This window comes from Nitrosopumilus sp. (assembly GCF_025699125.1).
Classification (GTDB): Archaea; Thermoproteota; Nitrososphaeria; order Nitrososphaerales; family Nitrosopumilaceae; genus Nitrosopumilus.
Map to the genome: position 1 here is coordinate 1 of NZ_JAILWC010000002.1, position 22,842 is coordinate 22,842.

Genomic DNA, 22,842 nt, shown 5'->3' on the forward strand with positions numbered 1-22,842 from the left:
GGTTCTGGTGTTGGTTCTGGTGTTGGTTCTGGTGTTGGTTCTGGTGTTGGTTCTGGTGTTGGTTCTGGTGTTGGTTCTGGTGTTGGTTCTGGTGTTGGTTCTGGTGTTGGTTCTGGTGTTGGTTCTGGTGTTGGTTCTGATTCTTCGGTTTTCTTTATTTCAACATCATCTAATGAACCAAAGATAGTTTCCAAGAAAGTTTTCTTGTTAAAAGATTTCAGATCAGGATACTCTTGACCAACTCCGACAAAGAGAATTGGAGTAGAAGTAATTTTCACAATGGATAATGCTGCACCGCCCTTTGCATCTGCGTCACCTTTAGTCAAAATGGAAGCATCAAATTTTACATGCTCATAAAATTCTCGTGCTTGATTTACGGTATCATTACCAGCCAATGAGTCACCGACAAAAATTTTCATATCTGGATTAACTACTTTGGTAATTTTTGCAATCTGCTCCATCAAGTTTTTACTTGTTTGCATTCTTCCTGCGGTATCTATCAAAACACAATCTGTTCTGTGAGAATTTGCATAGAGTACAGCATCCCTTGCAACTGCAGCAGGATCTGATTCATAATTCTGAGCAACAAGTTTCAGATTAAGTCGGTTTGTATGTTCTCGTAATTGTTCAATTGCGCCTGCCCGAAAAGTATCAGCTGCTGCAACTACAACAGAGTATTTTGCCTGTTGTAATAGATGTGCAACTTTCGCCAAAGAAGTAGTTTTACCAGTTCCGTTAATTCCAACAAATAAAATCAAAAAGGGTTTTCCTTGTTTCTTTTTTTCATTAATGTTTGCAAACAGATCGTATGTTCCAGCTGAATCAAATAACGCAGATATGCTTGAAATAAGACTATCTTTAACAAATTTTTCAATTTCTTTTTTATCAACTTTAGAACCAATCAATTTTTCTTTAAGATCAGATTTGATGGATTCAATTACTTCAGTTGCAACATCAGATTCTAAGAGAGATATTTCTAATTCAAAAAGAACATCTTCAATGTCTTTTTCATTAAGTTCTTTTTCACCAAGACTTTTCGCTGCATTAGAAAACGCATTACGAAGTTTATCGAACATGGTTTATCCCGGTTTTTGTTGTTGCATTGCCTGCATCATTTGATTCATTTGCGCCCTTCCTTGTTCTAATCGATTTGCTGCATCTTGTTTTTTTACAGCAGTGTCTTGCAAAGCAATCTCAATTTCTTTAATTCTTGCTTCAAGATAGTTTATTGCTGAAGGAAAATCTTTTTCAACTGCAACTCCTGCACCTATATTCAAAACAATTTTGCTATTTGATGAAATTTTTGTTGGAATATATGTTCCCATTCCAATTGGAACCAAGGTTTCTGATTCAGGATTTTTACCAAGTGATTGAATGGATTCAATTGCAGCAGTTGCCTCTCTCAAAATACTAAAGAAAGTTGCTTCTCTTTGAGACAAATCTGAAAAATATGTTTCAAGCATTTGCATTTGCTGCATTAATTGCTCTGCCTGTTCTTCACTCATTTACAACCAACCTTCCTCAGATGGTTATAAATTCATTCATGGATAAGTAATTGAAAATCAAAATATGTAATGAATAAAAAAATAAAGATTAGAACTTTATTTTACTTTAGAGAATCTATCTTCTACCTCATCCCAATTAACTACATTCCACCATGCGGCGATATAGTCTGGTCTTTTGTTTTGGTAGTTGAGATAGTATGCATGTTCCCAAACATCACAGCCCAACAATGGTACTAATCCCTCAGTTCTTGGACTAGTTTGGTTTGGCATTGATTTGTATTCAACCTTTCCGGAAGAAGGATTGTAAACCAACCATCCCCAACCGCTACCTTGTATTACTGCTGTAGTGGATGAAAATTTCTCTTTAAAGTCAGAGAAGCTTCCAAAAGAATCTTTAATTGCATCAGCAACAGATCCTCCAGGTTCTCCGCCTCCGTTTGCTTTCATGTTGTTCCAAAATAGCCTGTGGTTATCATATCCACCACCGTTGAAATTAACTGCACTTCTTTGAGCTTCCGGTACTGAATTAATATCAGACAGAATGTCTATGATATCTTTCGATTGGATATCAGCAGGACATGCTTCAAGAGCTGCATTTAGTTTGTCAGTGTATGCTTGATGATGTTTTGTATGATGAATCTCCATTGTTCTTGCGTCAATGTGAGGTTCCAATGCATCATAAGCATATGGCATTTCAGGAAGAGTGTATTTTCCCATGAATACCCAAGAGGATTTATTCAATTTATTGCTTTAGTAAGCAATTCATTTTTACTTGCAAAAATCGTTAAAAAACTTGTGAAATTCCTAGTTTTTTCATTAATTGTAGTTATTGCAAGTGGATTTGTTTTGTTTCAAACAGTTCAAACAGAAAATGAATTTCGAGCATATTTGGATAAAAGTGTGCCATATATTGGAACTGACATTCCCAGAATGGAAGGTATTGACGGAACCGGAATTAAAATAGCAGTGATTGACACTGGTGTTGATTTTAATCATCCAGATTTGTTTGGATGGGGACCAAACGGTAAAGTCATAGGAGGATATAATTTCATTGATGAAAACCAGCCGCCTCTAGATACAAATGGTCATGGTACTCAAGTAGCAGGAGTAATTGCAGCTGATGGACAAGTGGTCGGAGTTGCACCCAAAGCAAAAATTCTTGCTTACAAAGTTTCAGAAAATGGAGAAGGGGTATCATCAGATTTGATTATCAGAGCAATCGAAAAAGCAGTTGAGGATGATGCAGATATTATCAATATTAGTTTAGGTGTTAATAGAACAAATGCAAAGATTGAGCGTGCAGTTAATCTTGCATTAGAAAAAGAAATTTTTGTAGTAACTGCAGCTGGAAATGATGGTCCTGAATTGCATACAATTGGAAGTCCGGGTAGAAATCACGGTTCTGTAACTGTAGGTGCAACATATAACAACCTCACGTCAAGCTTGGTTGCAACATTAGAAGTGGATGGAAAACCATTCACAGTAATTCCAATGATTGGTTCTACAAAATTAGACGTACCAATAACAGGGAAAATAATTTCAGCAGGATATGGAAAAATGGAGGACTTTGAAGAACTCAATGTAAAAGATGCAATTGTAATAGTGGAGAGAGGAAGCGATGTTGAAGGGGAACTGTTGTTTTTTTCAATCAAAGAAAGTAATGCGGCTTATGCAGGAGCTAAAGCTATGATAGTCTATAACAATGTGCCAGGAATTTTTTTGGGCGAACTGATTCATGAATTTATAGAACCAGATTATGCACCACAGATTCCAGTCGTATCAATTGACAGAGAAGAAGGACTAAAAATAATAGAATCAATCAAAGAAGAAAAGACTGCATCTTTGCATCTGTTTTACAATCCAGACTTTGTAGCACATTTTAGCTCAAGAGGTCCGGTATCACCATTTTACATAAAACCCGAACTTGTAGCACCTGGCGCATACATCAACACCACACAAAACAATGCAGGATATAATTTCACAAGCGGAACAAGTTATGCTGCACCTCATGTAAGCGGAGCTGCTGCTTTATTGCTTCAGAAAAATCCACAACTTCACCACCATGAGATAAAATCATTACTTTTAACTACAGTTGAGCCTGTTTCAGATGCCTACGGTCAGGAATTCTCCCTAAATGACGCAGGTGCAGGAAGATTGGATATAAGAAAAGCGTTTGGGGCCAAATTAATTATCATGCCACCAAATTTTGTATCAACAGCATCAACAGACAATCGAGTGGTTGAAAGACAACTAGAATTAAAATTGATTGAAGGAACATTGGATACTTTGGACGTAAAATTTGAAGGGCCTGAATTCATTAAATTTGCGCATATTCTTGAAGGGAATATTTTAAAAATCAAAATGAATGTGACTGAAGAAAATTTTGGAGAACATGAAGGAAAAATCATAATCAATCATGACGGAACTAGATACACCATTCCATTTTTGATACACTATACACAAGGTTCAATTTCTGTGAGTCAGCAAAATCAAAAAATCTCATTCGATATTTTTTATCCAGGTGAATGGAGTTTTGCAAAAATTTCAGTTATAAACAGCAAAGACGGTAGAGTTGACACTACAACTATGTTACCAAATAAAAAAACAACAATGGAAGTATATGAGAATGCAGAGTATTGGATTGAGGCAAAAATAAGAACCAATGAAAACACAACAAGTGCATATAATACAATTGAGATAACTACACTACCAGAAAACGTTCAAAGATTAGACATAGACATTCCAACAAAACAAATTGGAATAATTGCAGTAATAGTAGCTGCCGTTGGAATTTTTGGAATTATTAAAAGAAGATAATCTATTGAGTAGCTTTTGGTCCTGCAGCAATTATTTCAGGGGAGACATTTTCAAATCGCTTAAAATTCTCAATGAACATCTCTGCTAATTTTTTGGCAGATGATTCATACAAGTCTTTGTCATCCCATGTGTTTTTAGAATCCAATATTTCTGGAGGAACGCCATCTACTTCAGTTGGAATATCCAAATTAAACAAATCATCATGACGATACTCTACAGTATCCAATGCCCCTGAGAGTGCAGCAGTGACCATAGCACGACTGTACTTGATCTTTATTCTTTTTCCAATTCCATATGGACCACCAGACCAACCGGTGTTTACAAGATAGACTACAGTGTTGTGTTTGTCAATTTTTTCTCCAAGTAATTTAGCGTAAACTGAAGCAGGTCTAGGCATGAATGGGGCGCCAAAACACTCTGAAAACACAGATTTTGGTTCTTTGATACCGCGTTCGGTTCCTGCCAATTTACTTGTATAACCAGATATAAAATGAAACATTGCTCCTTCTCTTGTCAATCGAGAAACTGGTGGTAAAACACCCAATGCATCAGCAGTCAAAAATACAATGACTTTAGGATTTCCACCAACACTTGGAATTACTGCACCTGGAATGAAATCTAACGGATACGCAACTCGAGTGTTTTCAGTTAACGTGTTATCATCATAATCAGGAACATTATCTTTAAGCACAACATTTTCTAAAACTGCACCAGGTTTGATTGCATTCCAAATTTCCGGTTCTGCTTCTTTACTAAGATTGATACATTTTGCATAGCATCCACCTTCAAAGTTGAATGTTCCATTATCAGACCATCCATGTTCATCATCACCGATTAGGTTTCGATTTGGATCTGCAGAAAGAGTAGTTTTTCCGGTACCAGATAATCCAAAGAACAGTGCAGTATCTCCCTTTTTGCCAATGTTTGCAGAGCAGTGCATTGGAAATATTCCTCGTTCTGGTAGAAGAAAATTCATTACGCCAAACATAGACTTTTTCATTTCACCTGCATATTCTGTTCCTCCAATCAATACAATTTTTCTTGTCAAATCAATTAGGATAAAGACATCAGTTCTAGTTCCATCAACTTCTGGAACTGCAACAAAGTCGTTAATACATAAAATAGTAAATTCGGGCTCATGGTTTTCCAACTCTTCTTTTGTTGGCCTAATGAACAAGTTTCTTGAAAACATACTTTGCCAAACATGATCATTTATCACTCTAATTGGCAAACGATTATCAGGATCAGATCCTACAAAACCATCAAAAACATAAAGCTCCTTGTTATCAACAAACTTTTTCATTTTTTCTAAAAGTTTTTCAAATTTCTCAGATGGGAATTGGTGGTTGATTTTTCCCCAATCAATGGTATCTCGGGTTTTATCATCAAAGACGATAAATCTGTCATCAGGGGATCTTCCAGTATATTTTCCAGTATTTACTGAGAGAGAACCTGTTGAATTTACTACACCCTCCTTTCTTTCAACTGCAATGCGCACCATTTCTTCAACACTGAGGTTTCTGTGGACTTTGGATGGGTTTATTCCAAATTTAGATAGTTGTGAGGAAAATTTGTCAGTTACAGCAGTACCTACTACTTGAGTCAGAGGATTTTGCCTCCAAAAGTGATTTTGTCAATCCCAGGCTGGTTCATGAGATATCGATCCGCCCAAAGTTTCCTTATTATCTTTTTCTTATGAGAAATGTATTTTGTATCTAGGAACGTATTTATTCCAAAATTCAAAAGTCAAATTGATGCCTATCAACAAGGACAAGATTGCAAAGAGACAGGAAGTAAAAGAACACAATCCTGACTTTGTAAGACCAGAAAGCTGGCGTTATGTTAGATTACAGACCAATTGGAGAAAACCAAAAGGCATAGATCATCATCAAAGAAAACAAAAGAGCAGAGGCCGTCCGGGACTTGTCAAAGTAGGGTATGGAGGACCAAAAGAAGCAAGAGGATTACACCCATCAGGATATACAGATAATTTAGTTTTCAATTTATCGGATTTAGAAAAACTTGATCCAAAAAAAGATGGAGTGAGATTTGGACACAGTGTTGGTACTAGAAAAAGAAAAGAGATTATTGTAAAAGCAATTGAAAATAAATTCAAAATTTTTAATGCGAGAGTGAGTGCAAGTGGTAGTAAATCTTAACGCAAAGAAAAGACTCGCATCCAGAGTCACAGGTGTGGGAATTCACAGAATTAAGTTTGATACTGATCATCTGGATGATATTGCAGATGCAATTACAAGAGAAAACATTAGAAGTCTCATCACTGCAAATACAATCAAAATCAAACCATTTGTAGGTACATCAAGAGGCAGAGCACAACACAAGAAAGATCAGAAAAACAAGAGAGGTATAACTCAAGGTTCAAAGCAAGGTAGAAAAGGCGCAAGAGTTGGAAAAAAAGAAGTTTATGTTGCCAAGGTTCGCTCATTGAGAAGATTACTAAAGATTGCAAAAGACAGAAAAGACTTGACCAATCCAGAATTCTGGGCATTATACAAGAAAGTGGGAGGCAATACTGTTAGAAACAAAGCACATCTCAGACTCCTAATGGATGAAATCAAAGAAAAGAGAAAAGATTAGAACCTGTAAACCGTATTTTCTAAATTCAAAATTTTACCATTCTTAATTTCAATACCTTCATCGCTGAGCATTTTTGTTTTAATATGCTCCCCATATGCATAGCCACCAATTTTTCCAGTAGACATGACTACTCTATGACATGGAATAATTACAGGGTATGGATTTTTGTTCATGATTTTTCCAACTACGCGTTGTCCGTTTTTTAGTCCAACTGCCTTTGCTAATTCACCATAAGTTGTGATTTGACCTTTTGGCACTTCAAGTAATTTTTTGTAAATCTTTTGTTCAAGATTCAAAGCTTGATTACCTCAAGATTTGTAGTTTTAAGAAGGTCAAGAATTTTTTGTTTATCAGAACCTAGACCTCTCCAATCTAAAAGTGCGGCAGTTGCCATCTTGTTTTGTGAAATAATGTGGGAAAATAATTCCGTATCAAGATTTTCCAAGGCATGTTTTGGAATTACTGTACCTAATGCATATTTTCCATCAAGTAATTCATCAGTAAACTTTGAAGGATAATGAGTTCCGCCAAAACAAACTGCAACTGGGTTTTCTGGGATTGGCTCAGACATTACTTGATGAACTAAGGAAGCTACTGAATTGCATAAAGATTCATCAGTCCATTGTTTTTCAGTGGTTCCTATCTCAATGAATATGGAAGGTTTCGTTAATGCAGAAGGACCGTGATGCGTTGCCTCTATGGTGATTTGAAATTCTGGGAATTTGGATTGGTTTTTCTTTAATGTTTGCAGATATTTCTTTTGAAGATTAGGATGTGGAATTGCAATTTCTCTATCATTGCCCCCAAACTTTGCTTCAGAAAAATTTCCGGTACTATGGCATGTCAAAGCCAATTGTCCAGACTCTGCAGCATGTTTTGATAAAAATACAAATCCATCATAATCATATTTTTCTTCTAACCAATCTGCAGATATTGCAGGGGTTGGAATAATCACCAAGTCATAATATTTTCCGCGGAAAATATCACCATCTTTGGTCATTTTCTTTGAAAGAAATTTGGCCATGTTGTGACCTGCTGGGTCATCTCGATACGCAACTAACAGTTCCATGAGATAAGAGATATAAGGACACCTTATTAATTTCCAGCAATGAACCCTAGGCAGACTTTGAAAAACATGGCAAATACCATGAAAATGGCTAAAAAACCAGACAAAGATGAGTATCAACAGCATCTCAGATTAGTTTTGATGGGAATTGCAGGTGTCGGAGCTATTGGATTTACTATTCAGTTTGTCTTTTCGGTAATTACATTTGGAAGGTAGAATTGTCTGAAGAAATAAAATCACATTTGTTTGCAATCAGAACCACTGGTGGACAAGAAAAAGTGGTAATGCGATTATTAGAAGCAAAAGCTAACGCTAATCAAATTAATATTCAATCAGTACTGCTAGTTGACAATCTAAAGGGATATGTTGTAATTGAGGCAATCAATCCCAGTGATGCATACATGGCAGTTGAAGGAGTCAGACACATTCGTGGTCAATTAAGAGGAGAATTAGAGTTCAAAGATATCGAAGGATATCTAATAAAGAAATCAACAGTTTCACAATTAGCAGTAGACAACATAGTAGAGATTACAGGTGGCCCATTCAAGGGAATGAAAGCGACAATCACAAGAATTGATGTTGACAAAGAAGAGGCAACCGTAGTTTTACTTGATGCATCATATCAATTACCAGTAACAGTAGACGCAAACTACCTAAAGATCTCAAGTGAGGCTTAGGAAGGATTAAATTTTCAATTTGAGTTGACAAGATAATGGGAGAACAAAAAGTATCATCATTAGTAACAGGTGGAGGAGCATCAGCCGGTCCACCATTAGGTCCAGCACTTGGACCACTAGGGGTGAACATTATGGAGGTTATTCAAGCAATTAATGATAAAACAAAAGACTTTGAGGGAATGAAAGTTCCAGTCACAGTGATTGTTAATACAGATACAAAAAAGTATGATATTGAGATTGGTATCCCATCAGCTGCTGCGCTAATCATGAAAGAAGCAGGAATTCAAAAAGGTTCAGGTGCTTCAGGTTCTACTTGGGTAGGAGATGTGACATTAGACTCAGTAATCAAAGTAGCAAACACAAAACTAGAGAAATCCTATGCATCATCATTAAAGTCAGTTGCAAAAACAATCATTGGAACATGTCTTGCATTAGGAGTCAAAGTAGAAGGAAAGACCCCAAAAGAAATTACAGCTGAAATTAATGAAGGCAAATGGGATGCAAAATTCCAATAATAATTCAGTTTAAAATACAAATTCTTTAAATTTTAAAAAAGTTACAACTGAGCATATCAATTCCCACATACAATGACAAACACATACAAATCTTTGAAGATAAAATCAGATTCAAATTTCGATGTTTGTCCGGTGGTAAAAAAGACATAATGTTATCACATATCAAAAAAGTTTAGAGAAAAAGTTGCCTACAGGTATACTGAGAATTTTAGGATTCAGTAATTTTCACGATTAGTTTCCTAAATGATAGCAACTAGAGAGATATTGAATCAGAAGACAAACAGCAGATAATTTATTTCAGATTCTAAGTTATTGGATAAGATAAACTGGGTCTTTGTCTGTTTTTTGTAACTCTACAAAGGTTTCAGAATTTTGAATTCCTGGCACCTTTCCTATTTTTTCAATGACTATAGTATGAAGAGCTTCAAGATCTTTTGCATAGACCTTGATAATAATATCAAATCTGCCAGTAACCTCAGAAATTGATACTACCTCCGGTATTTCCATAAATAATTTGTGAATTGCGTCCTTTTGTTTTGGATCTCGATTAATTCCAACTGATGCCTTGACCCCAATTCCTAACAATGAATCATCTATTACAACTGTGAATTTTTTGATTAATTTTTTCTTCATCAATCTCTTGATTCTGCTATATAGTACAGATGCGTTTATTCCAAGTTTTTTAGATAATGTAGGAACAGAAATAGATCCATCACGAGTCAGTTCAAAAAGTAATTTCATATCAAGTTCATCAAAACGGTGCAACTTAATCGAAAACAGATTTTATGATTTAATATATGTAGGTTTTGAGAAATAATTCCTCCAGATTTACAAGATTTAATTGAAAAATTGTAATTTTTCTAAAATTTTGGACAACTAAAAACCTCATTCTCTAAACGATTTTAAGTAGGCTTTTTTGAAAATGTTCGTAATGATCACAGAGACTCAGTTGGTAGACATGATAAAACAAGCAAAGGCTGCTACAAAACCAAAAAAGTTTACGCAGTCAATTGAGTTAATTGTCAATTTCAAAGATATCGATGTAAAGAAAGGGTTTGCCCTAAATGAAGTCGTTCAACTTCCAAAGACCACATCCCCAGCAACCGTTTGTATTATGGCAACAGGAGAGATGGGTCAGAAAGCAAAACAAGCAAATGCAGATTCTGTAATCGGAACTGAAGAATTAGATAAATTTGCATCGAATAAAAGAGAATCTCGAAAATTCATTAACAAATATGATTTCTTTTTAGCAGATACCAAAGTAATGCCAACAGTCGGTAAGACTTTGGGTCAACTTTTAGGCCCTAGAGGAAAAATGCCAACACCAGTTCCTTTTGATGCACCAATTGACGCATTCTTATCAAGATTTAGATCATCAATCAAAGTTAGAACAAGAGCATCATTGTCAGTTTCATGTAAGATTGGAGATGAAACAATGGATGACGCAGATTTGGCAATTAATGCACATACTGTTCTTAACGCAATTGAAAAGAAACTACCAAACGGTGAGAAGAACATGAAAAGAATAATGATAAAAACTACCATGGGTAAACCAGTAAAACAAATCCAAGAGGTTAGAAAGAAGCATGCATGAAAATAGAACGTCTTATCCTAAAAGAAAAACTCAGATGTATCAGCAATTACAAGAATTGCCAAAAAAATACAAAGTACTAGCAGTCATTAAATTACACAAGGTTCGCTCTACACAGATTTTACCATTAAGAAAAATCCTCAAAGGCGATGTGCAGTTTGTAGCAATCAAAGACAAGGTTGCACAAAAGGCATTGGATTCACTTGACATTCCCGGAATCAAAGAAATTGCAAAGGATCTAGAAGGACAATGCATGTTCTTGTTTACAAACATGTCACCATTCAAACTCAATGTGCTTTTGGCAAAAAACAAAGTAATGATGGCAGCAAGAGGAGGAGACATTGCAAGTATCGATATAGTCGTACCAGCAAAGAATACAGGAATTGCACCAGGACCTATGCTCACAGAATTCAAAGAAGCAGGAATCCCAACAAAGATTGATCAAGGAACAATTTGGATTGCAAAGGATAGCACTCCAGTATTGAAGGGAGAGACGATCAACGAGAAATTAGCATCAATTTTAGGTAAATTAGATATCAAGCCAGTAGAAGCAGGAATTTCACTTTACACGGCATTGGAGGAGGGTCTCAAGTATGCAGAAGAAGAAATGATTGTAGATGTTGAAAAGGTCAGAGCACAATTCTCACAAGCTCACCAAGAAGCAGTATCACTGTCAATTGAGGCAGCATACATCACGGCTGATAACATTTCACAGATTCTCACAAAGGCAGCACAGTATGCTCGCTCATTATCTATAGAATCTGGATTTATGACAGATGAGACAAAGGAGCAAATATTGCAAAAAGCAGATGCACAGGCAAGAGCAGTGGCAGGCCAAGCAAAAGACTACACACCAGCATAACCAAAGCCAATCAAAATCACAATACAATAGACATATTCTGAAATAACTACACCTACAAACACCATAAATCCATGTGTTTTTAAAGTTCAAGATTTTTCAAACATCATGCCGATTTTCTTAGACATGCATGAATTAGGAGACTATACCAAAGAACAGTTAGTTGCAGGACTTGAAGAGGATGCAGACGAGTTCGGAGTTTTAGTCCACCAGATGCTTTTTAACGAAAAGGAGAATATCTTGCATTGTATTTGCACAGCACCAGATATAGCGGCCATAGAAAAACATCATGAAAAATTTAATGTGAAATGTAAAAAAATAATTCCAATTGACCAGATAAAAACAGACAAAGTTATCAAAGAAGAGAAATTAAAAGCTGTTGGAGAACTTTCATCCAGACTATCACATGACATAAGAAACCCTTTAACTATACTTCAGACATCTTTGGACGTTTTAAGATCAAACAATCCAGAGACATACGAAAAAGATATTTCAAAATTCAATACAATGTATGATGCAATAAAACGAATAGACCATCAGATATCAGACGTATTAGGATTTCTTGGTACAAGAAAACTGAATTTCACTGAAACAGATCTGTCTGATATTTTAAATTCAAGTATGGAAGGAATAAAAATTCCAACTCAAATAGTTGTGGAGATGCCTCAAAACAAAATTTCACTTAAGTGTGATTTTGAATCTATGAGAACAGTTTTTTCAAATATTATTCTTAATGCAATTCAGGCAATGAATGGTACTGGGAAAATTATCATAAAAGCACTCAAAAAAGATGATTCTATTTCAATATCTTTTGAGAATTCAGGACCGGCTATTCCAGATAAAATCATCTCAAAAATATTTGATATTTTGTTCACTACAAAGCAAGAAGGCACAGGTCTAGGGCTAGTAAGTTGTAAAAATATTGTGGAACAGCACGGAGGTAAAATTGAAATTAAAAACAACCCCACTACATTCACTGTTATTTTACCTCAAAAGATAAAATAAAAGACGATTATTACAAAATTATTCTGTTTTTTCCAAGATTTTTTTATGCTATTCACAGATTTAGTTTTCTTGATAATGATTCTACTTACAAATATGACAATAGATTTCCAATATTCTTGCGGTGAAGGTTGTAAATGTACATCACGTCATTAGAGAAATAATCCCACAAACATTTCAGTTGATTTTAAATTGGGTAATAAAATAACTAATTACGGAATGATGACTCTTGACAAAAATTAACAACGTGGATCTTGACAAAGTTGCAAATACTATAGCAATGGGAAAAGAAGACAAAAAAACACTAAGAAAACCAGTCAAGATGCAAGGTGAGTGGAATTTAGACTCCAATTCAGAATTTCAATTCAAAACAGAACTGCCTTTTGAAAAGGGAAGTCAAGTAATCGAGATTGATTCGCCATCATTTTTGGGTGGGGATGGCAACAGACTAGGTCCAATGGCGTATTGTATTGCAGGAATAACATCTTGTTTTGTAGGCACGTTTGTAGGAATTGCAGCCAATCAAGGCATAAAATTAACAAAACTAAAAGTAAATACAGAATGCAACATCAATTTTGCAAAGACCTTTGATTTATCAGAAGAACCAATTACCGAGGGAATTAATTTTAAAATAGACGCTCAAAGTGAAAATGCAGATAATCAAAAACTACAAGAAGTGTTGAGCATGGCAGAAGAACGTTGTCCTGCTATGTACAGCATGACTCATAAAATTAACATTGATGCAAAAATTGTGTAATTCATTATTCAAAGATCTTCAAGCATACAAAAAAAACTCAAAACACAGTGTAATTAAACGAAGTTAGTTTTTTAAAAATCTATTTCATCTTAGATTTACAATTATGACAATAACCATGTAATTCAAAATTACTCTTTAAAATTAGATATTTTGATTTTTTTGCAGCCTTTACTTGAATCTCTTTTAGAGAGTCTTCATCAATATCATCAATTTTACCACATTTCATACAGACCAGATTGATATGCTCATCAGTATGAGCATCAAACCGTGCTTCTCCTTCTACCTCAATTTCGTTTACAAGTTTCTTTTCTCGTAGTAGATCTAGTGTTTTGTAGACCGTAGACAGGCTTACCATCGGGTATCTCTTTCTAACAACCTTGTGAATCAATTCAGCGCTGGGATGATCCTCAGTTTTAAGCAGATAATCCACTATTGCTATTCTCTGAGGCGTAATCCTAAATCCTTCATCCCTTAATGATGAGACTATTTCCTCTAGATGTTGCATGATACTGTACCACAGCGATCCTATTTAATATTTATTTGTTATTAAGAATAATTCCTAATAGATAATAACACTTAATTAGGAATAATTCCTAATAGTAGTATGCTAAGTCAAGAGTTACAATTTGGTTCAAATAAGAAAACAGTGAATGAAGCAATCAAAATTTGTGTTAATTGTGGAAATATTGCTGTAAATATCCAAAATCACAGAATATTCTGTAAGGACTGTGGCTCATTTTTTAATGTGGAGAAAAAGCATGATGAGTAAGCATTCCTGTAGAAGTGTATGCGGATATTATGATGCCGATGCAAAATTTAGAAATTCAGTGAATAACACATTTAGGAAATATTGTGCAGTTTGCAATTTAGAATTAATTTCAAGATATTCTGTTTGTCCCTGTTGTCACAAATATTTTGAGGGTGTAAAATAATGGGATATTCTTGTAAAGGCGTATGTGAGGAGTTCAAGGGAGACAAAATTCCAAACGGCTCAAAATATGAACATGGGCAAAAAAGATGTACATTGTGTAGTATTTTTTTGAGCGTATCTGGTGTTAGATGTCCATGTTGTAGTGTTCTTTTGAGAACAAAACCCAGAGGTAAAAGATCATAAAATCATGTGGCATTAACTAGTGTCTTTTACTGCCATAGTATTTGTTGAAATACATATTCCACACAACATTTGACATGTCCAATAATTTTGTAAGTGCATGCATTCAGTTTAGATTGTCTTAATTGTATTGGATAAATGTACAAGTTAACATGCACGCCAAATTCTTGACAGAGTTTTTCAGAGACAAAAATAAGATAAACCAACCAATTCTGCATCATTTAAAAAAACTTGATTCTAATTCGGATGAATCAATAGGATGATTTTGATTAAAAATTTGTTCATTTTTTTGTACAATTTTTTACAACAATTAAGAAACTAAATAATGAAATTTATCTTCGATATAGTTAATCGGTTATCTGTGCATTCAGACATACGAGAAGAGATTAAGAAGTTAGAAGATGATATTTTACGATTAGAAGACAATATTGTAGAATTTTTGAGTATGAAATATGATGAAGGAGTCAAAAAATCACTTCATTTACTAGAATCAGATTTAAAATATCTGAGCATTCTTGCAAATGGGGCTCCAATTGACAAAAACGAAGATAGAAAGATCATGGATTTTTTAAGAACTCATTATACACGTTTGCAAAAATTATCTGTTCCAGCATGATGTTTTATTTTTAAAACAATTCAAGTTTCTCTAACTTTGGGTAAATTCCAGTTATACTTCATTGCAAGTAATCGAATTCCAGTAGCAGAAACGATCCCAATAATTGATGCGATTTGTATTTCTATACCAGAAGATAAAGTAACATAAAATATTACAATTCCAATAATTGATGCTACTGCATACACTTCTTTTACAAATACGATTGGAATTTCTCTAACAAAGACGTCCCTTAGTATTCCACCACCAATTGCAGTGATCATTCCACCAAAGAGCATTGGAAGGAAATTCAATCCAACTACATTGTATGCAATTGATGCCCCAAGTATAGAAAACACACCCAATCCCACTGCATCAAAAATTAGCCAGACATTCATCTGTTTTTTCATTTTGGCAAAAACAAAGAACATCAAAGCTCCTGTGATCACAGTAATAGAAACATAGATCGGATCTGAAAAAGCAGTTGGGAATCGTCCAAAGATTACATCACGTGTTACTCCACCACCAACACCAACTACTGTTGCCAAAACTATAATTCCAAAGACGTCAGATTTATGAGAGATTGCTTTGGAAGCTCCTGTTACTGCAAATGCAATTGTGCCTAAATAGTCTAAAATACTGATAAAGCCATCTATTGGAAAAGAGAAATCTACCAATTATTACAATGGCACAAAGATTACTAATTAAGATTAATGAAGATCGAGCTAGAAAAAATAAAGATCAAAAATTAAATTGAAAAAAGATTTGTTTAGCCAAATAGTGAGGATAATCCTTCCATGGCTGCTTCTTCGGTTTTACCTTCGTCTTTAGGTGCTTCTTCTTTCTTTGCTTCACCGGCTGCCTCTGCTGGGGCGGCTGCTGCAACTGCTACAGGTGCGGCTTTGACTGCCTCATCGATGTTAACATCGGCTAGGGCTGCTACTAGTGCTTTAACTTGAGCATCATTTACCTCTGCTCCAGATGCTTTAACAACTGATGTGAGGTTTGCTTCGTTAACTTCTTTGTCTAGTTTGTGAAGAAGTAAAGCAGCGTAAACATATTCCATTATATCGAGATTTTCTTAGTGCATAATATAAAACTATGGAGATCTCACGCCTGGAAATCAAAAATTCAGTTCAAAATCTTCAGACTTCGGCAAACGGCATATAGTGTTCGTTTGAGATTTTTATCAATCAATGTATCCATTCTGTTTCGCAATACTCGCTTTGCTTCATCTCGCTCTGCACCTTGAGGCAAGGACAAAACTTTGTTGAGAAATTCTGGCAGGGATTCGCGAATCCATCCATCAAGCATAGCATAAATTTTCGGAGGCAAGATATCACATTTGTCTACATCAAGATCTAGAATTCCCGTAAAGTTTTCATGTTCTACTCTATACACAAGGGCCAATACAACATTGTCGGGTGTTGGATGTTCCAGTATTTCTCTGGAACGCTCTCCAGTTTTTCCCTGCTCAATCTTGTTTTTCAGACCAATCGGGTTAACAATCACACCATTGATTCCTACTTTTTTTCCGTCTACTCCAGTTACTACACCGAAGATAAAGTCGTTGAATTCGCCATTCTTTTTTACAGAGAAAACATGAACTCCTTCTTTTAGAGTAGGTTTCTTGCCAAACATGAAATTACTGCATTATGTATTCTATTTATCGTTACCCAATCGGACATAATTGCTTTTAATTATATCAATTTCAAATAACCCAAAACCAAAGTGGCATAAAAAATTTTTCTGAAGACATTCATGGCAAATGCATAAAAGATATGATGGTAAGTTACCCTTCTTAAAATATGACGATATTAAGAAGAATTCTAAAAATGAACAGAAAATACGTTATTCTAATCCCGCTGATTCTTGCAACTTTTATCCACCTCATAAATCCAGTCGGGTTCCCCGACATCTTTTTTGACGAGGGAATCTACATGCGAAGAGCAATGAACATGATAGAAACTGGGAACCCGCAAGAGAGTTATCTTTATGATCACCCGTATTTTGGTCAGATAGTGCTAGCAGGAATACTACAAATTGCAAACTATCCACCAGACAACACATCTACTGATCCTGCATCACTTCAAAATCTCTATCTCGTTCCAAGAATATTCATGGGAACAATTGCAGTTGTAAGCACTCTACTTGTTTATCAAATAGCTAAAGAAAAATTCGGCAGGAATGCAGCATTGCTGTCATCTTTGCTGTTTGCAGTGATGCCATACACATGGGTATTTGACAGAATATTGCTTGATTCGATTTTATTGCCATTTTTGCTTACATCAATTCTACTTGCAATACGGTTTAAGCCTGGAGGAAATGTTTGGCTTGTCTCAATCTCAGGAATCATGCTAGGACTAGCGATATTTACAAAAGTTCCCGCATTTGTTTTCATCCCTCTAGTAATTTGGTTGGTTTACCAAAAGAGAAAAAAGTTTTCAGACATACTAATTTGGATAATTCCCGTATTGCTGATCCCATTATTGTGGCCTGCAAACAGCATATTTTTGGATCAATTTGATTTGTGGGTAAGAGACGTATCATGGCAAAGCCAGAGAAGCAACAGTATTTTTGAAATTATTGGATCTTTTCTTCTAATTGATCCGGTATTGTTCGTAATAGGAATGGCAGGAATCATCTACGCTGCAGTTACAAAAAACAAGTTTGTGTTGTTTTGGTTTGTTCCGTTTGTTTTATTTTTGTCACTAATAGGATTCAAGCAGTATTTCCACTGGATTCCCATAATTCCAGTCATGTGCATTGCTGCAAGCATATGGTTATTAGAGATCCCCAAGAAAATAAAATACCTGCAATCAAAAATATACTACACCGTCATTGTGGCAATTCTGATATTTGGATTTTCAAGTACGATTCTAATCATAACAAATGATTTGTCGTACAACCAATTTGAAGCCCTGTCATATGTTATTGAAAACCACGATGAGCAAAGCACGATATTGGCAAGCCCGGTGTACACTTGGATTCTTTATGATGTTTTTGATATGGATAATGTCCCAAAAGACTATGCAATGATTTTATTCGAACCAGTTAAAACCAATGGAATCACGGTAGTTGCAGATTCACATTTTATGTTGGATCAGAATAGAGGTATAGAACTGGTAAAGGCATACAACAATACACATTCAGTGCAGTATTTTCAAGGCAAGGCAAATGACTTTGATACCAGAATATACCCATATACCAACATGAGGGTAAATCACGAGGGATTCTCAATTGACGTCAGAGCAGGTGACTTAAACATGGCAGGAAATCAAAAAAATCAACCTTAACATTTTAATCCAAACCAGAAAAAACCACATTGTTGCAGTCTACAGAAATATCAATAATTATCCCCACATATAACGAATCAAAGAACATTTGTGGAATTTTAGAGCACATTCAAAACTCAATTCCCAAAAATCTCAAGGCCGAAACAATAGTAGTAGATGATAATTCGCCAGACAAAACAGCAAAGATTGCCGAAGATTATTTTTATTCAATAAAAGAGAAGACAGACCACACAATCAATGTGATTAAGAGAAAAGCCAAGAACGGGTTGAGTTCAGCAATATTAAATGGGATTCAGTATGCAGCTGGAAACACCATCGTAGTAATGGATAGCGACTTTTCTCACCCCCCGCACATAATTCCAAAAATGATTGAGACCCTAAGACAGACCAGTTGTGACATTGTAATTGCTTCAAGATACATCAAAGGAGGCTCTATTCAGGGATGGCCGTTTAAGAGAAAACTAATGAGCAAGATTGCAACTGCCATCGCAAAGAGGGGTCTTGGCATCCAGCCACATGACCCAATGTCCGGATTTTTTATGTTTAGGAAAAACATCATCAAGGGACTGAAATTTGACGCAATAGGATACAAGATGCTGCTTGAAATTCTTGTGAAAACAAAGGGCGCCAAAATTCAGGAAGTTCCATATACCTTTACTGACAGACAGGAAGGCGCAAGCAAACTTGGGGCATCAACTGTTCTTGACTACTGCAAGTCCGTCTGGAAACTATACAAGTATGGAAGAAGCATAAGAGAGAGACGCACATCAGTGAGATTCCTTTCAAAGGCTGCAAGATTCTTCACAGTTGGCGCATCAGGACTTGGGGTAAATTATCTTGCATCAATGCTGTTTTCCTTGAGCGCAGACATGTGGTATATTCATGCAACAATGATGGGAATAGTGTTTTCAATAACCAGCAATTTTGTTCTCAACAAGTATTGGACGTTTGAGGACAAGGATTTTTCCGCAAAAAGAACCCTTGCCCAGTACGGAAAGTTTGCAGGATTCAGCTCCATCGGAGCGCTGGTTCAGCTTGGAATGGTATATTATTTGGTAGATGAAGGTGGCATATCATATCCAATTTCACTTGTATTGGCAGTAGGTGTTGCAGCATTTAGCAATTTCATACTGAACAAAAAATGGACGTTCAAAGAAAAAGTCTGGAGCTAGATTATCTCACATAGTCATCTTCTAGTCTTTTGATGTCTGATTCTCGGAATAGTCCAAAAGATATCTCTAAAATTTTCATGTCAGTTGTCGCCTCTAGTCTGTGAACTGCCTTTTTTAGAGATGTGATTTGACTAGATAATTATTATCAAGCAGTATTTCCACTGGAAACACATATAGATATATTTTTGAGCCTAAATTAGACACAAAATACTCAGTTTTGAGGATCAAATTCATTCTTTTCAGACATGGTTTGTCCCAAAGAGGGAAATCTAACTAACAATTACTTTACCAGTCATCCAATGATTGTACTTTTACAAATTTTTTAAAATCTGCTTTATCTTTTTTTGCTGAAACAAATTTTGAATAAAGGGTTTGTCAGATGTGGGTTTTAGCAATTTTATTTTATTTTGAATTTCTGTTCGAAATTCCATTAACCACCCTTTAGGTTCAAAAGGAAGTAATTGATTACTCCAAATACCTACAAACTCATCATTTCCACGAACAAAAAATTGATTGGCACATATTCAAAAACTTGAATCGTCCAAATAAAGACAATTATCTTGATCATTTAGTCAGCGGTAATTCTTAATATCGGAATAAGACAGTCTTCATCGTTGGATAAAAAAGAGATTCTAAAAGAATTTTCATCAGATCCTGACAGATATTACAATGTCAAGTTATTTGCAGAACAGGGTTTTGTAAGAAAATCATGTACAAAATGTGGCAGATTCTTTTGGACATTAGATTCTGGACGAGATTTGTGTCCAGATGATGCAGATGACACTTATTCGTTTATCGGAGAGCCTCCAACTTCAAAAAGATTTGATTACACTCAAGCTTGGAAACAAGTGGAAGAGTTTTTTGTAAAAAACAACCACACCTCAGTAAGCAGATATCCTGTAGTGTGCAGATGGCGTGATGATCTATTCTTTACGATTGCATCAGTGGTAGATTTTCAGCGAGTAATGGGCTCTAAAGTAGTATTTGAATTTCCTGCAAACCCTCTAGTGGTTCCACAAACTTGTTTGAGATTCAAGGATTTAGAAAATGTCGGAGTAACCGGCAGACACTTTTCTAGTTTTTGTATGATTGGACAGCACAGCATTCCAGAGGGAAAAGGATACTGGAAGGATGAATGTATTGACTTGGATTATAGATTGCTAACTGATCAGTTCGGAATTAAAAAAGAGGAAGTTGTGTTTGTTGAAGACGTATGGGCCGGTGGCGGCTCGTTTGGTCCATCACTAGAATATTTTGTAAGAGGATTAGAACTAGGAAATGCAGTATTTACAGAATTCCAGGGGGATCTAGGACAACACACCACATTAGACCAGAGAGTAATCGACATGGGTGCAGGACTCGAGAGATTTGCATGGATTACCATGGGCACACCAACTGCATATGACTGCTGCTTTGGTCCAATTAATCAGAAATTATTCAACACAATTGGAATTGATTCAGATTCTGAGATTTTACGAAAATACTTTACAGAAATTGCAAAAGCGCTAGATGATTACGAAGATCTTAATGATGTTAGACGTCATGCAATAAAAAAAGCCGGACTAACAGAGGAGCAACTAAACAGAATGATAACACCGCTTGAAGGAACATATCTAATTGCAGATCATCTTAGAACTTTGATATTTGCAATTACCGATGGTGCTCTTCCAAGCAATGTTGGTGGCGGATACAATCTTAGAATGATGTTGCGAAGAATTAATGCAACAATTAGCAAGCTGAACCTCAAACTAGACATAGATGATTTGATTGATACTCATATTGATTATCTCAAAGATACCTATCCTGAGCTTGATGAGAAAAGAGAAGACGTCAAAAAGATTTTAAAAATTGAAGCAGGGCGTTATGAAGAATCCAAAGTCCACATGAAGAAAAAGGCAGATAAAATTCGCGAAAGAGAAACTCCAAGTGTGGATGAATTGATTACTTTGTACGAATCAGATGGAATCACGCCTGAATATCTCAAGGAAGTTGATGCAATTGCAGAAATTCCATCATCATTTTATTCCAAGTTATCTGATTTGCATCAGTCTGAAAAGAAAAAAGCAATTACAGAATTACCATTAGAAGACATACCTGAAACAGATACACTATTCTACAAAGACGACCCAATGGAGTTTGAAGCTCAAGTCATCAAAGTATTTGATGATCAAGTTGTGTTAGATAGAACTTCGTTTTATGCAAGGGGTGGGGGACAAGAACCAGACCACGGCACCATTGCAGGATTCAAAGTGATTAACGTAGACAAACATGCAAACATTATCGTTCACCAACTAGAAGGCGGCACTCCAAAAGAAGGGGATACTGTAAGGTGTAAAGTTGATGAATCAAGACGGGCAAATATTACAAAAAACCACACCAGTACTCACATCATTAATGCATCCTCACGTGGTGTGTTGGGCTCTTGGGTTTGGCAACACTCTGCATTCAAAGACGATGATCATGCCAGACTAGACATTACACATCACTCTTCATTGACTGATGAGCAAGTACAACAAATAGAAGATGCAGCTAACAAAATGGTAAAACAAAACCTTTCAGTAAACATTGATTATTTTGATAGAGGAACTGCAGAGCAGACGTACGGATTTAGAATTTACCAGGGAGGTGTAGTTCCAGTAAAGTCAGTAAGAATTGTATCAATAGAAGACCAAGATGTAGAAGCTTGTGGAGGAACTCATGTTAAAAAAACAGGAGACATTGAGTTAATCAAAATTACAAAGACTAAAAGAATTCAAGATGGAGTGGTTCGTCTGGAATTTGTTTCAGGCCCTTATGCGTTTGAATATGTGAAACAACAGGAGATTGAAGCAAAACAAAAACAGCTGGAAGATACACAAAGACAAGAACTAGAAAAGAGAAGAGAGGAAAATAAACAAAAAGCAAGAGAGCAAATCCCCATCATATTAGAAAAAATTCTAGCTGGGGAATCAGGCGACATCGATGGCATTACCATCAAAAACAAACTTTGCTTTACAGCAAGTGAAAACTATGACGAATATTTTCATCTAAACTTTGGCAAAAAACTAGTGGCCAAAGATGCAACTACAGCATTTTGCGGAATTTTTGAATCAGGCCCTACAGTTCGCATTTTGGTATATGCAGGAGAAAAATCAGGTGTAAATGCAGGCATGATTGCAAAGGAGATAGCCTCAATTTTAGGAGGATCTGGTGGCGGAGATTCCAAATTTGCCCAAGGCGGTGGAAAAGACACATCTAAAATGGAGCAGGCAATAGCCAAAGCAAAATCAATGATTTTAGGATGA

At 35.7% G+C, this 22,842-nt stretch carries 27 protein-coding genes; 16 read left to right on the forward strand and 11 right to left on the reverse strand.

The features are described 5' to 3' along the window. The 3 genes from ftsY to K5783_RS05400 form a co-directional block, all read right to left on the reverse strand. Positions 1 to 1,076, reverse strand: a 1,076-nt coding sequence (ftsY, locus tag K5783_RS05390) for a signal recognition particle-docking protein FtsY (protein ID WP_297472734.1), incomplete at its 3' end; no start/stop codon positions are given. 3 nt (positions 1,077 to 1,079) lie between these two features. After that, complete coding sequence (gene pfdA / locus K5783_RS05395; RefSeq protein ID WP_297472735.1) at positions 1,080 to 1,505, reverse strand: prefoldin subunit alpha; 426 nt, start codon at positions 1,503 to 1,505, stop codon at positions 1,080 to 1,082. A 96-nt stretch (positions 1,506 to 1,601) separates the two neighbouring features. After that, on the reverse strand, positions 1,602 to 2,222 hold the full coding sequence (locus K5783_RS05400) for a superoxide dismutase (RefSeq protein ID WP_297472737.1): 621 nt from the start codon (positions 2,220 to 2,222) through the stop codon (positions 1,602 to 1,604). 78 nt (positions 2,223 to 2,300) lie between these two features. On the opposite strand from K5783_RS05400, the gene K5783_RS05405 reads away from it, so the two are divergent. Next, positions 2,301 to 4,322 carry a S8 family serine peptidase gene (locus K5783_RS05405; RefSeq protein WP_297472739.1) on the forward strand — a complete coding sequence of 674 codons (2,022 nt, stop codon included), beginning with the start codon at positions 2,301 to 2,303 and terminating at the stop codon, positions 4,320 to 4,322. A gap of 1 nt (position 4,323) precedes the next feature. Here K5783_RS05405 and pckA read toward each other — a convergent pair whose 3' ends face one another. Further along, the gene (pckA, locus tag K5783_RS05410) at positions 4,324 to 5,928 is read right to left on the reverse strand and encodes a phosphoenolpyruvate carboxykinase (ATP) (protein WP_297473407.1); all 1,605 of its coding nucleotides are present in this window, start codon (positions 5,926 to 5,928) and stop codon (positions 4,324 to 4,326) included. Positions 5,929 to 6,076: 148 nt separating this feature from the next. Here pckA and K5783_RS05415 point away from each other — a divergent pair, with 148 nt between their 5' ends. After that, on the forward strand, positions 6,077 to 6,481 hold the full coding sequence (locus K5783_RS05415) for a 50S ribosomal protein L32e (protein WP_109876556.1): 405 nt from the start codon (positions 6,077 to 6,079) through the stop codon (positions 6,479 to 6,481). Then, on the forward strand, positions 6,465 to 6,920 hold the full coding sequence (locus K5783_RS05420) for a 50S ribosomal protein L19e (protein WP_109876386.1): 456 nt from the start codon (positions 6,465 to 6,467) through the stop codon (positions 6,918 to 6,920). Before K5783_RS05415 ends, K5783_RS05420 begins: the two co-directional genes overlap by 17 nt. Here K5783_RS05420 and K5783_RS05425 read toward each other — a convergent pair. Both K5783_RS05425 and K5783_RS05430 read right to left on the reverse strand, forming a co-directional pair. Next, positions 6,917 to 7,216: a methylated-DNA--[protein]-cysteine S-methyltransferase gene (locus tag K5783_RS05425; protein ID WP_297472742.1), complete on the reverse strand. Its 300-nt coding sequence runs from the start codon at positions 7,214 to 7,216 to the stop codon at positions 6,917 to 6,919. The two genes, K5783_RS05420 and K5783_RS05425, sit on opposite strands and share 4 nt — an antisense overlap. Then, entirely contained in the window at positions 7,213 to 7,989 is a 777-nt protein-coding gene (locus K5783_RS05430; protein ID WP_297472744.1) for a D-aminoacyl-tRNA deacylase, read from the reverse strand. The genes K5783_RS05425 and K5783_RS05430 overlap by 4 nt, the downstream gene beginning before the upstream one ends. Positions 7,990 to 8,028: 39 nt before the next feature. On the opposite strand from K5783_RS05430, the gene K5783_RS05435 reads away from it, so the two are divergent. The 3 genes from K5783_RS05435 to K5783_RS05445 are packed head-to-tail and all read left to right on the forward strand — an operon-like array spanning position 8,029 to position 9,178. After that, on the forward strand, positions 8,029 to 8,202 hold the full coding sequence (locus K5783_RS05435) for a protein translocase SEC61 complex subunit gamma (protein ID WP_297472746.1): 174 nt from the start codon (positions 8,029 to 8,031) through the stop codon (positions 8,200 to 8,202). Positions 8,203 to 8,204: 2 nt separating this feature from the next. After that, positions 8,205 to 8,663: a transcription elongation factor Spt5 gene (locus tag K5783_RS05440; RefSeq protein WP_109876390.1), complete on the forward strand. Its 459-nt coding sequence runs from the start codon at positions 8,205 to 8,207 to the stop codon at positions 8,661 to 8,663. A gap of 35 nt (positions 8,664 to 8,698) precedes the next feature. Continuing rightward, the gene (locus K5783_RS05445; protein WP_109876391.1) at positions 8,699 to 9,178 is read left to right on the forward strand and encodes a 50S ribosomal protein L11; all 480 of its coding nucleotides are present in this window, start codon (positions 8,699 to 8,701) and stop codon (positions 9,176 to 9,178) included. 309 nt (positions 9,179 to 9,487) lie between these two features. Here K5783_RS05445 and K5783_RS05450 read toward each other — a convergent pair whose 3' ends face one another. After that, positions 9,488 to 9,919: an Lrp/AsnC family transcriptional regulator gene (locus K5783_RS05450; protein WP_200829038.1), complete on the reverse strand. Its 432-nt coding sequence runs from the start codon at positions 9,917 to 9,919 to the stop codon at positions 9,488 to 9,490. Positions 9,920 to 10,109: 190 nt separating this feature from the next. Between K5783_RS05450 and K5783_RS05455 the strand changes: the two genes are divergently transcribed. The 4 genes from K5783_RS05455 to K5783_RS05470 all read left to right on the forward strand — a co-directional run bounded on the left by K5783_RS05455 (position 10,110) and on the right by K5783_RS05470 (position 13,387). Next, complete coding sequence (locus K5783_RS05455) at positions 10,110 to 10,772, forward strand: 50S ribosomal protein L1 (RefSeq protein ID WP_297472750.1); 663 nt, start codon at positions 10,110 to 10,112, stop codon at positions 10,770 to 10,772. Further along, a complete protein-coding gene (locus K5783_RS05460) occupies positions 10,765 to 11,631 on the forward strand; it encodes a 50S ribosomal protein L10 (RefSeq protein WP_297472751.1) in 867 nt (288 codons plus the stop codon). The genes K5783_RS05455 and K5783_RS05460 overlap by 8 nt, the downstream gene beginning before the upstream one ends. Positions 11,632 to 11,736: 105 nt before the next feature. Next, complete coding sequence (locus tag K5783_RS05465) at positions 11,737 to 12,633, forward strand: HAMP domain-containing sensor histidine kinase (protein WP_297472752.1); 897 nt, start codon at positions 11,737 to 11,739, stop codon at positions 12,631 to 12,633. Between the two features lie 226 nt (positions 12,634 to 12,859). After that, entirely contained in the window at positions 12,860 to 13,387 is a 528-nt protein-coding gene (locus K5783_RS05470) for an OsmC family protein (protein ID WP_297472754.1), read from the forward strand. Between the two features lie 79 nt (positions 13,388 to 13,466). On the opposite strand, the gene K5783_RS05475 is transcribed toward K5783_RS05470, so the two are convergent. Further along, positions 13,467 to 13,892, reverse strand: a complete 426-nt coding sequence (locus K5783_RS05475) for a Fur family transcriptional regulator (RefSeq protein ID WP_297472756.1) — start codon at positions 13,890 to 13,892, stop codon at positions 13,467 to 13,469. Between the two features lie 99 nt (positions 13,893 to 13,991). Between K5783_RS05475 and K5783_RS05480 the strand changes: the two genes are divergently transcribed. From K5783_RS05480 to K5783_RS05490, 3 genes are all read left to right on the forward strand, one after another. Continuing rightward, entirely contained in the window at positions 13,992 to 14,156 is a 165-nt protein-coding gene (locus tag K5783_RS05480; RefSeq protein WP_297472758.1) for a hypothetical protein, read from the forward strand. A 162-nt stretch (positions 14,157 to 14,318) separates the two neighbouring features. After that, complete coding sequence (locus K5783_RS05485) at positions 14,319 to 14,501, forward strand: hypothetical protein (protein ID WP_297472759.1); 183 nt, start codon at positions 14,319 to 14,321, stop codon at positions 14,499 to 14,501. 322 nt (positions 14,502 to 14,823) lie between these two features. Further along, a complete protein-coding gene (locus K5783_RS05490) occupies positions 14,824 to 15,114 on the forward strand; it encodes a hypothetical protein (RefSeq protein WP_297472761.1) in 291 nt (96 codons plus the stop codon). Positions 15,115 to 15,134: 20 nt separating this feature from the next. Here K5783_RS05490 and K5783_RS05495 read toward each other — a convergent pair whose 3' ends face one another. The 3 genes from K5783_RS05495 to K5783_RS05505 form a co-directional block, all read right to left on the reverse strand. Then, on the reverse strand, positions 15,135 to 15,767 hold the full coding sequence (locus K5783_RS05495) for a trimeric intracellular cation channel family protein (protein WP_297472763.1): 633 nt from the start codon (positions 15,765 to 15,767) through the stop codon (positions 15,135 to 15,137). A gap of 92 nt (positions 15,768 to 15,859) precedes the next feature. Then, positions 15,860 to 16,156 (reverse strand): 50S ribosomal protein P1, encoded by a 297-nt coding sequence (rpl12p, locus tag K5783_RS05500; protein WP_109876401.1) that lies wholly within the window; start codon positions 16,154 to 16,156, stop codon positions 15,860 to 15,862. Positions 16,157 to 16,221: 65 nt separating this feature from the next. Then, positions 16,222 to 16,731: a hypothetical protein gene (locus K5783_RS05505; protein WP_297472767.1), complete on the reverse strand. Its 510-nt coding sequence runs from the start codon at positions 16,729 to 16,731 to the stop codon at positions 16,222 to 16,224. A gap of 194 nt (positions 16,732 to 16,925) precedes the next feature. On the opposite strand from K5783_RS05505, the gene K5783_RS05510 reads away from it, so the two are divergent. The 3 genes from K5783_RS05510 to alaS all read left to right on the forward strand — a co-directional run bounded on the left by K5783_RS05510 (position 16,926) and on the right by alaS (position 22,842). Next, positions 16,926 to 18,386: a glycosyltransferase family 39 protein gene (locus tag K5783_RS05510; RefSeq protein ID WP_297472769.1), complete on the forward strand. Its 1,461-nt coding sequence runs from the start codon at positions 16,926 to 16,928 to the stop codon at positions 18,384 to 18,386. Positions 18,387 to 18,418: 32 nt separating this feature from the next. After that, on the forward strand, positions 18,419 to 19,558 hold the full coding sequence (locus K5783_RS05515) for a glycosyltransferase family 2 protein (RefSeq protein ID WP_297472772.1): 1,140 nt from the start codon (positions 18,419 to 18,421) through the stop codon (positions 19,556 to 19,558). Between the two features lie 614 nt (positions 19,559 to 20,172). Then, positions 20,173 to 22,842, forward strand: coding sequence for an alanine--tRNA ligase (gene alaS, locus K5783_RS05520; protein WP_297472774.1), 2,670 nt, complete (start codon positions 20,173 to 20,175; stop codon positions 22,840 to 22,842).

Excerpts from the sequence above, each read along its gene's own strand:
- K5783_RS05455 (WP_297472750.1), top strand. The coding sequence starts at position 10,110 with ATGATCACAGAGACTCAGTTGGTAGACATGATAAAACAAGCAAAGGCT.
- K5783_RS05510 (WP_297472769.1), top strand. The coding sequence starts at position 16,926 with ATGAACAGAAAATACGTTATTCTAATCCCGCTGATTCTTGCAACTTTT.
- K5783_RS05465 (WP_297472752.1), top strand. The coding sequence starts at position 11,737 with ATGCCGATTTTCTTAGACATGCATGAATTAGGAGACTATACCAAAGAA.
- K5783_RS05400 (WP_297472737.1), bottom strand. The coding sequence starts at position 2,222 with ATGGGAAAATACACTCTTCCTGAAATGCCATATGCTTATGATGCATTG.
- K5783_RS05415 (WP_109876556.1), top strand. The coding sequence starts at position 6,077 with ATGCCTATCAACAAGGACAAGATTGCAAAGAGACAGGAAGTAAAAGAA.
- K5783_RS05475 (WP_297472756.1), bottom strand. The coding sequence starts at position 13,892 with ATGCAACATCTAGAGGAAATAGTCTCATCATTAAGGGATGAAGGATTT.
- K5783_RS05490 (WP_297472761.1), top strand. The coding sequence starts at position 14,824 with ATGAAATTTATCTTCGATATAGTTAATCGGTTATCTGTGCATTCAGAC.
- pfdA (WP_297472735.1), bottom strand. The coding sequence starts at position 1,505 with ATGAGTGAAGAACAGGCAGAGCAATTAATGCAGCAAATGCAAATGCTT.
- K5783_RS05445 (WP_109876391.1), top strand. The coding sequence starts at position 8,699 with ATGGGAGAACAAAAAGTATCATCATTAGTAACAGGTGGAGGAGCATCA.
- rpl12p (WP_109876401.1), bottom strand. The coding sequence starts at position 16,156 with ATGGAATATGTTTACGCTGCTTTACTTCTTCACAAACTAGACAAAGAA.
- K5783_RS05430 (WP_297472744.1), bottom strand. The coding sequence starts at position 7,989 with ATGGAACTGTTAGTTGCGTATCGAGATGACCCAGCAGGTCACAACATG.
- K5783_RS05485 (WP_297472759.1), top strand. The coding sequence starts at position 14,319 with ATGGGATATTCTTGTAAAGGCGTATGTGAGGAGTTCAAGGGAGACAAA.
- K5783_RS05505 (WP_297472767.1), bottom strand. The coding sequence starts at position 16,731 with ATGTTTGGCAAGAAACCTACTCTAAAAGAAGGAGTTCATGTTTTCTCT.
- K5783_RS05435 (WP_297472746.1), top strand. The coding sequence starts at position 8,029 with ATGAACCCTAGGCAGACTTTGAAAAACATGGCAAATACCATGAAAATG.
- K5783_RS05480 (WP_297472758.1), top strand. The coding sequence starts at position 13,992 with ATGCTAAGTCAAGAGTTACAATTTGGTTCAAATAAGAAAACAGTGAAT.
- K5783_RS05450 (WP_200829038.1), bottom strand. The coding sequence starts at position 9,919 with ATGAAATTACTTTTTGAACTGACTCGTGATGGATCTATTTCTGTTCCT.
- K5783_RS05460 (WP_297472751.1), top strand. The coding sequence starts at position 10,765 with ATGCATGAAAATAGAACGTCTTATCCTAAAAGAAAAACTCAGATGTAT.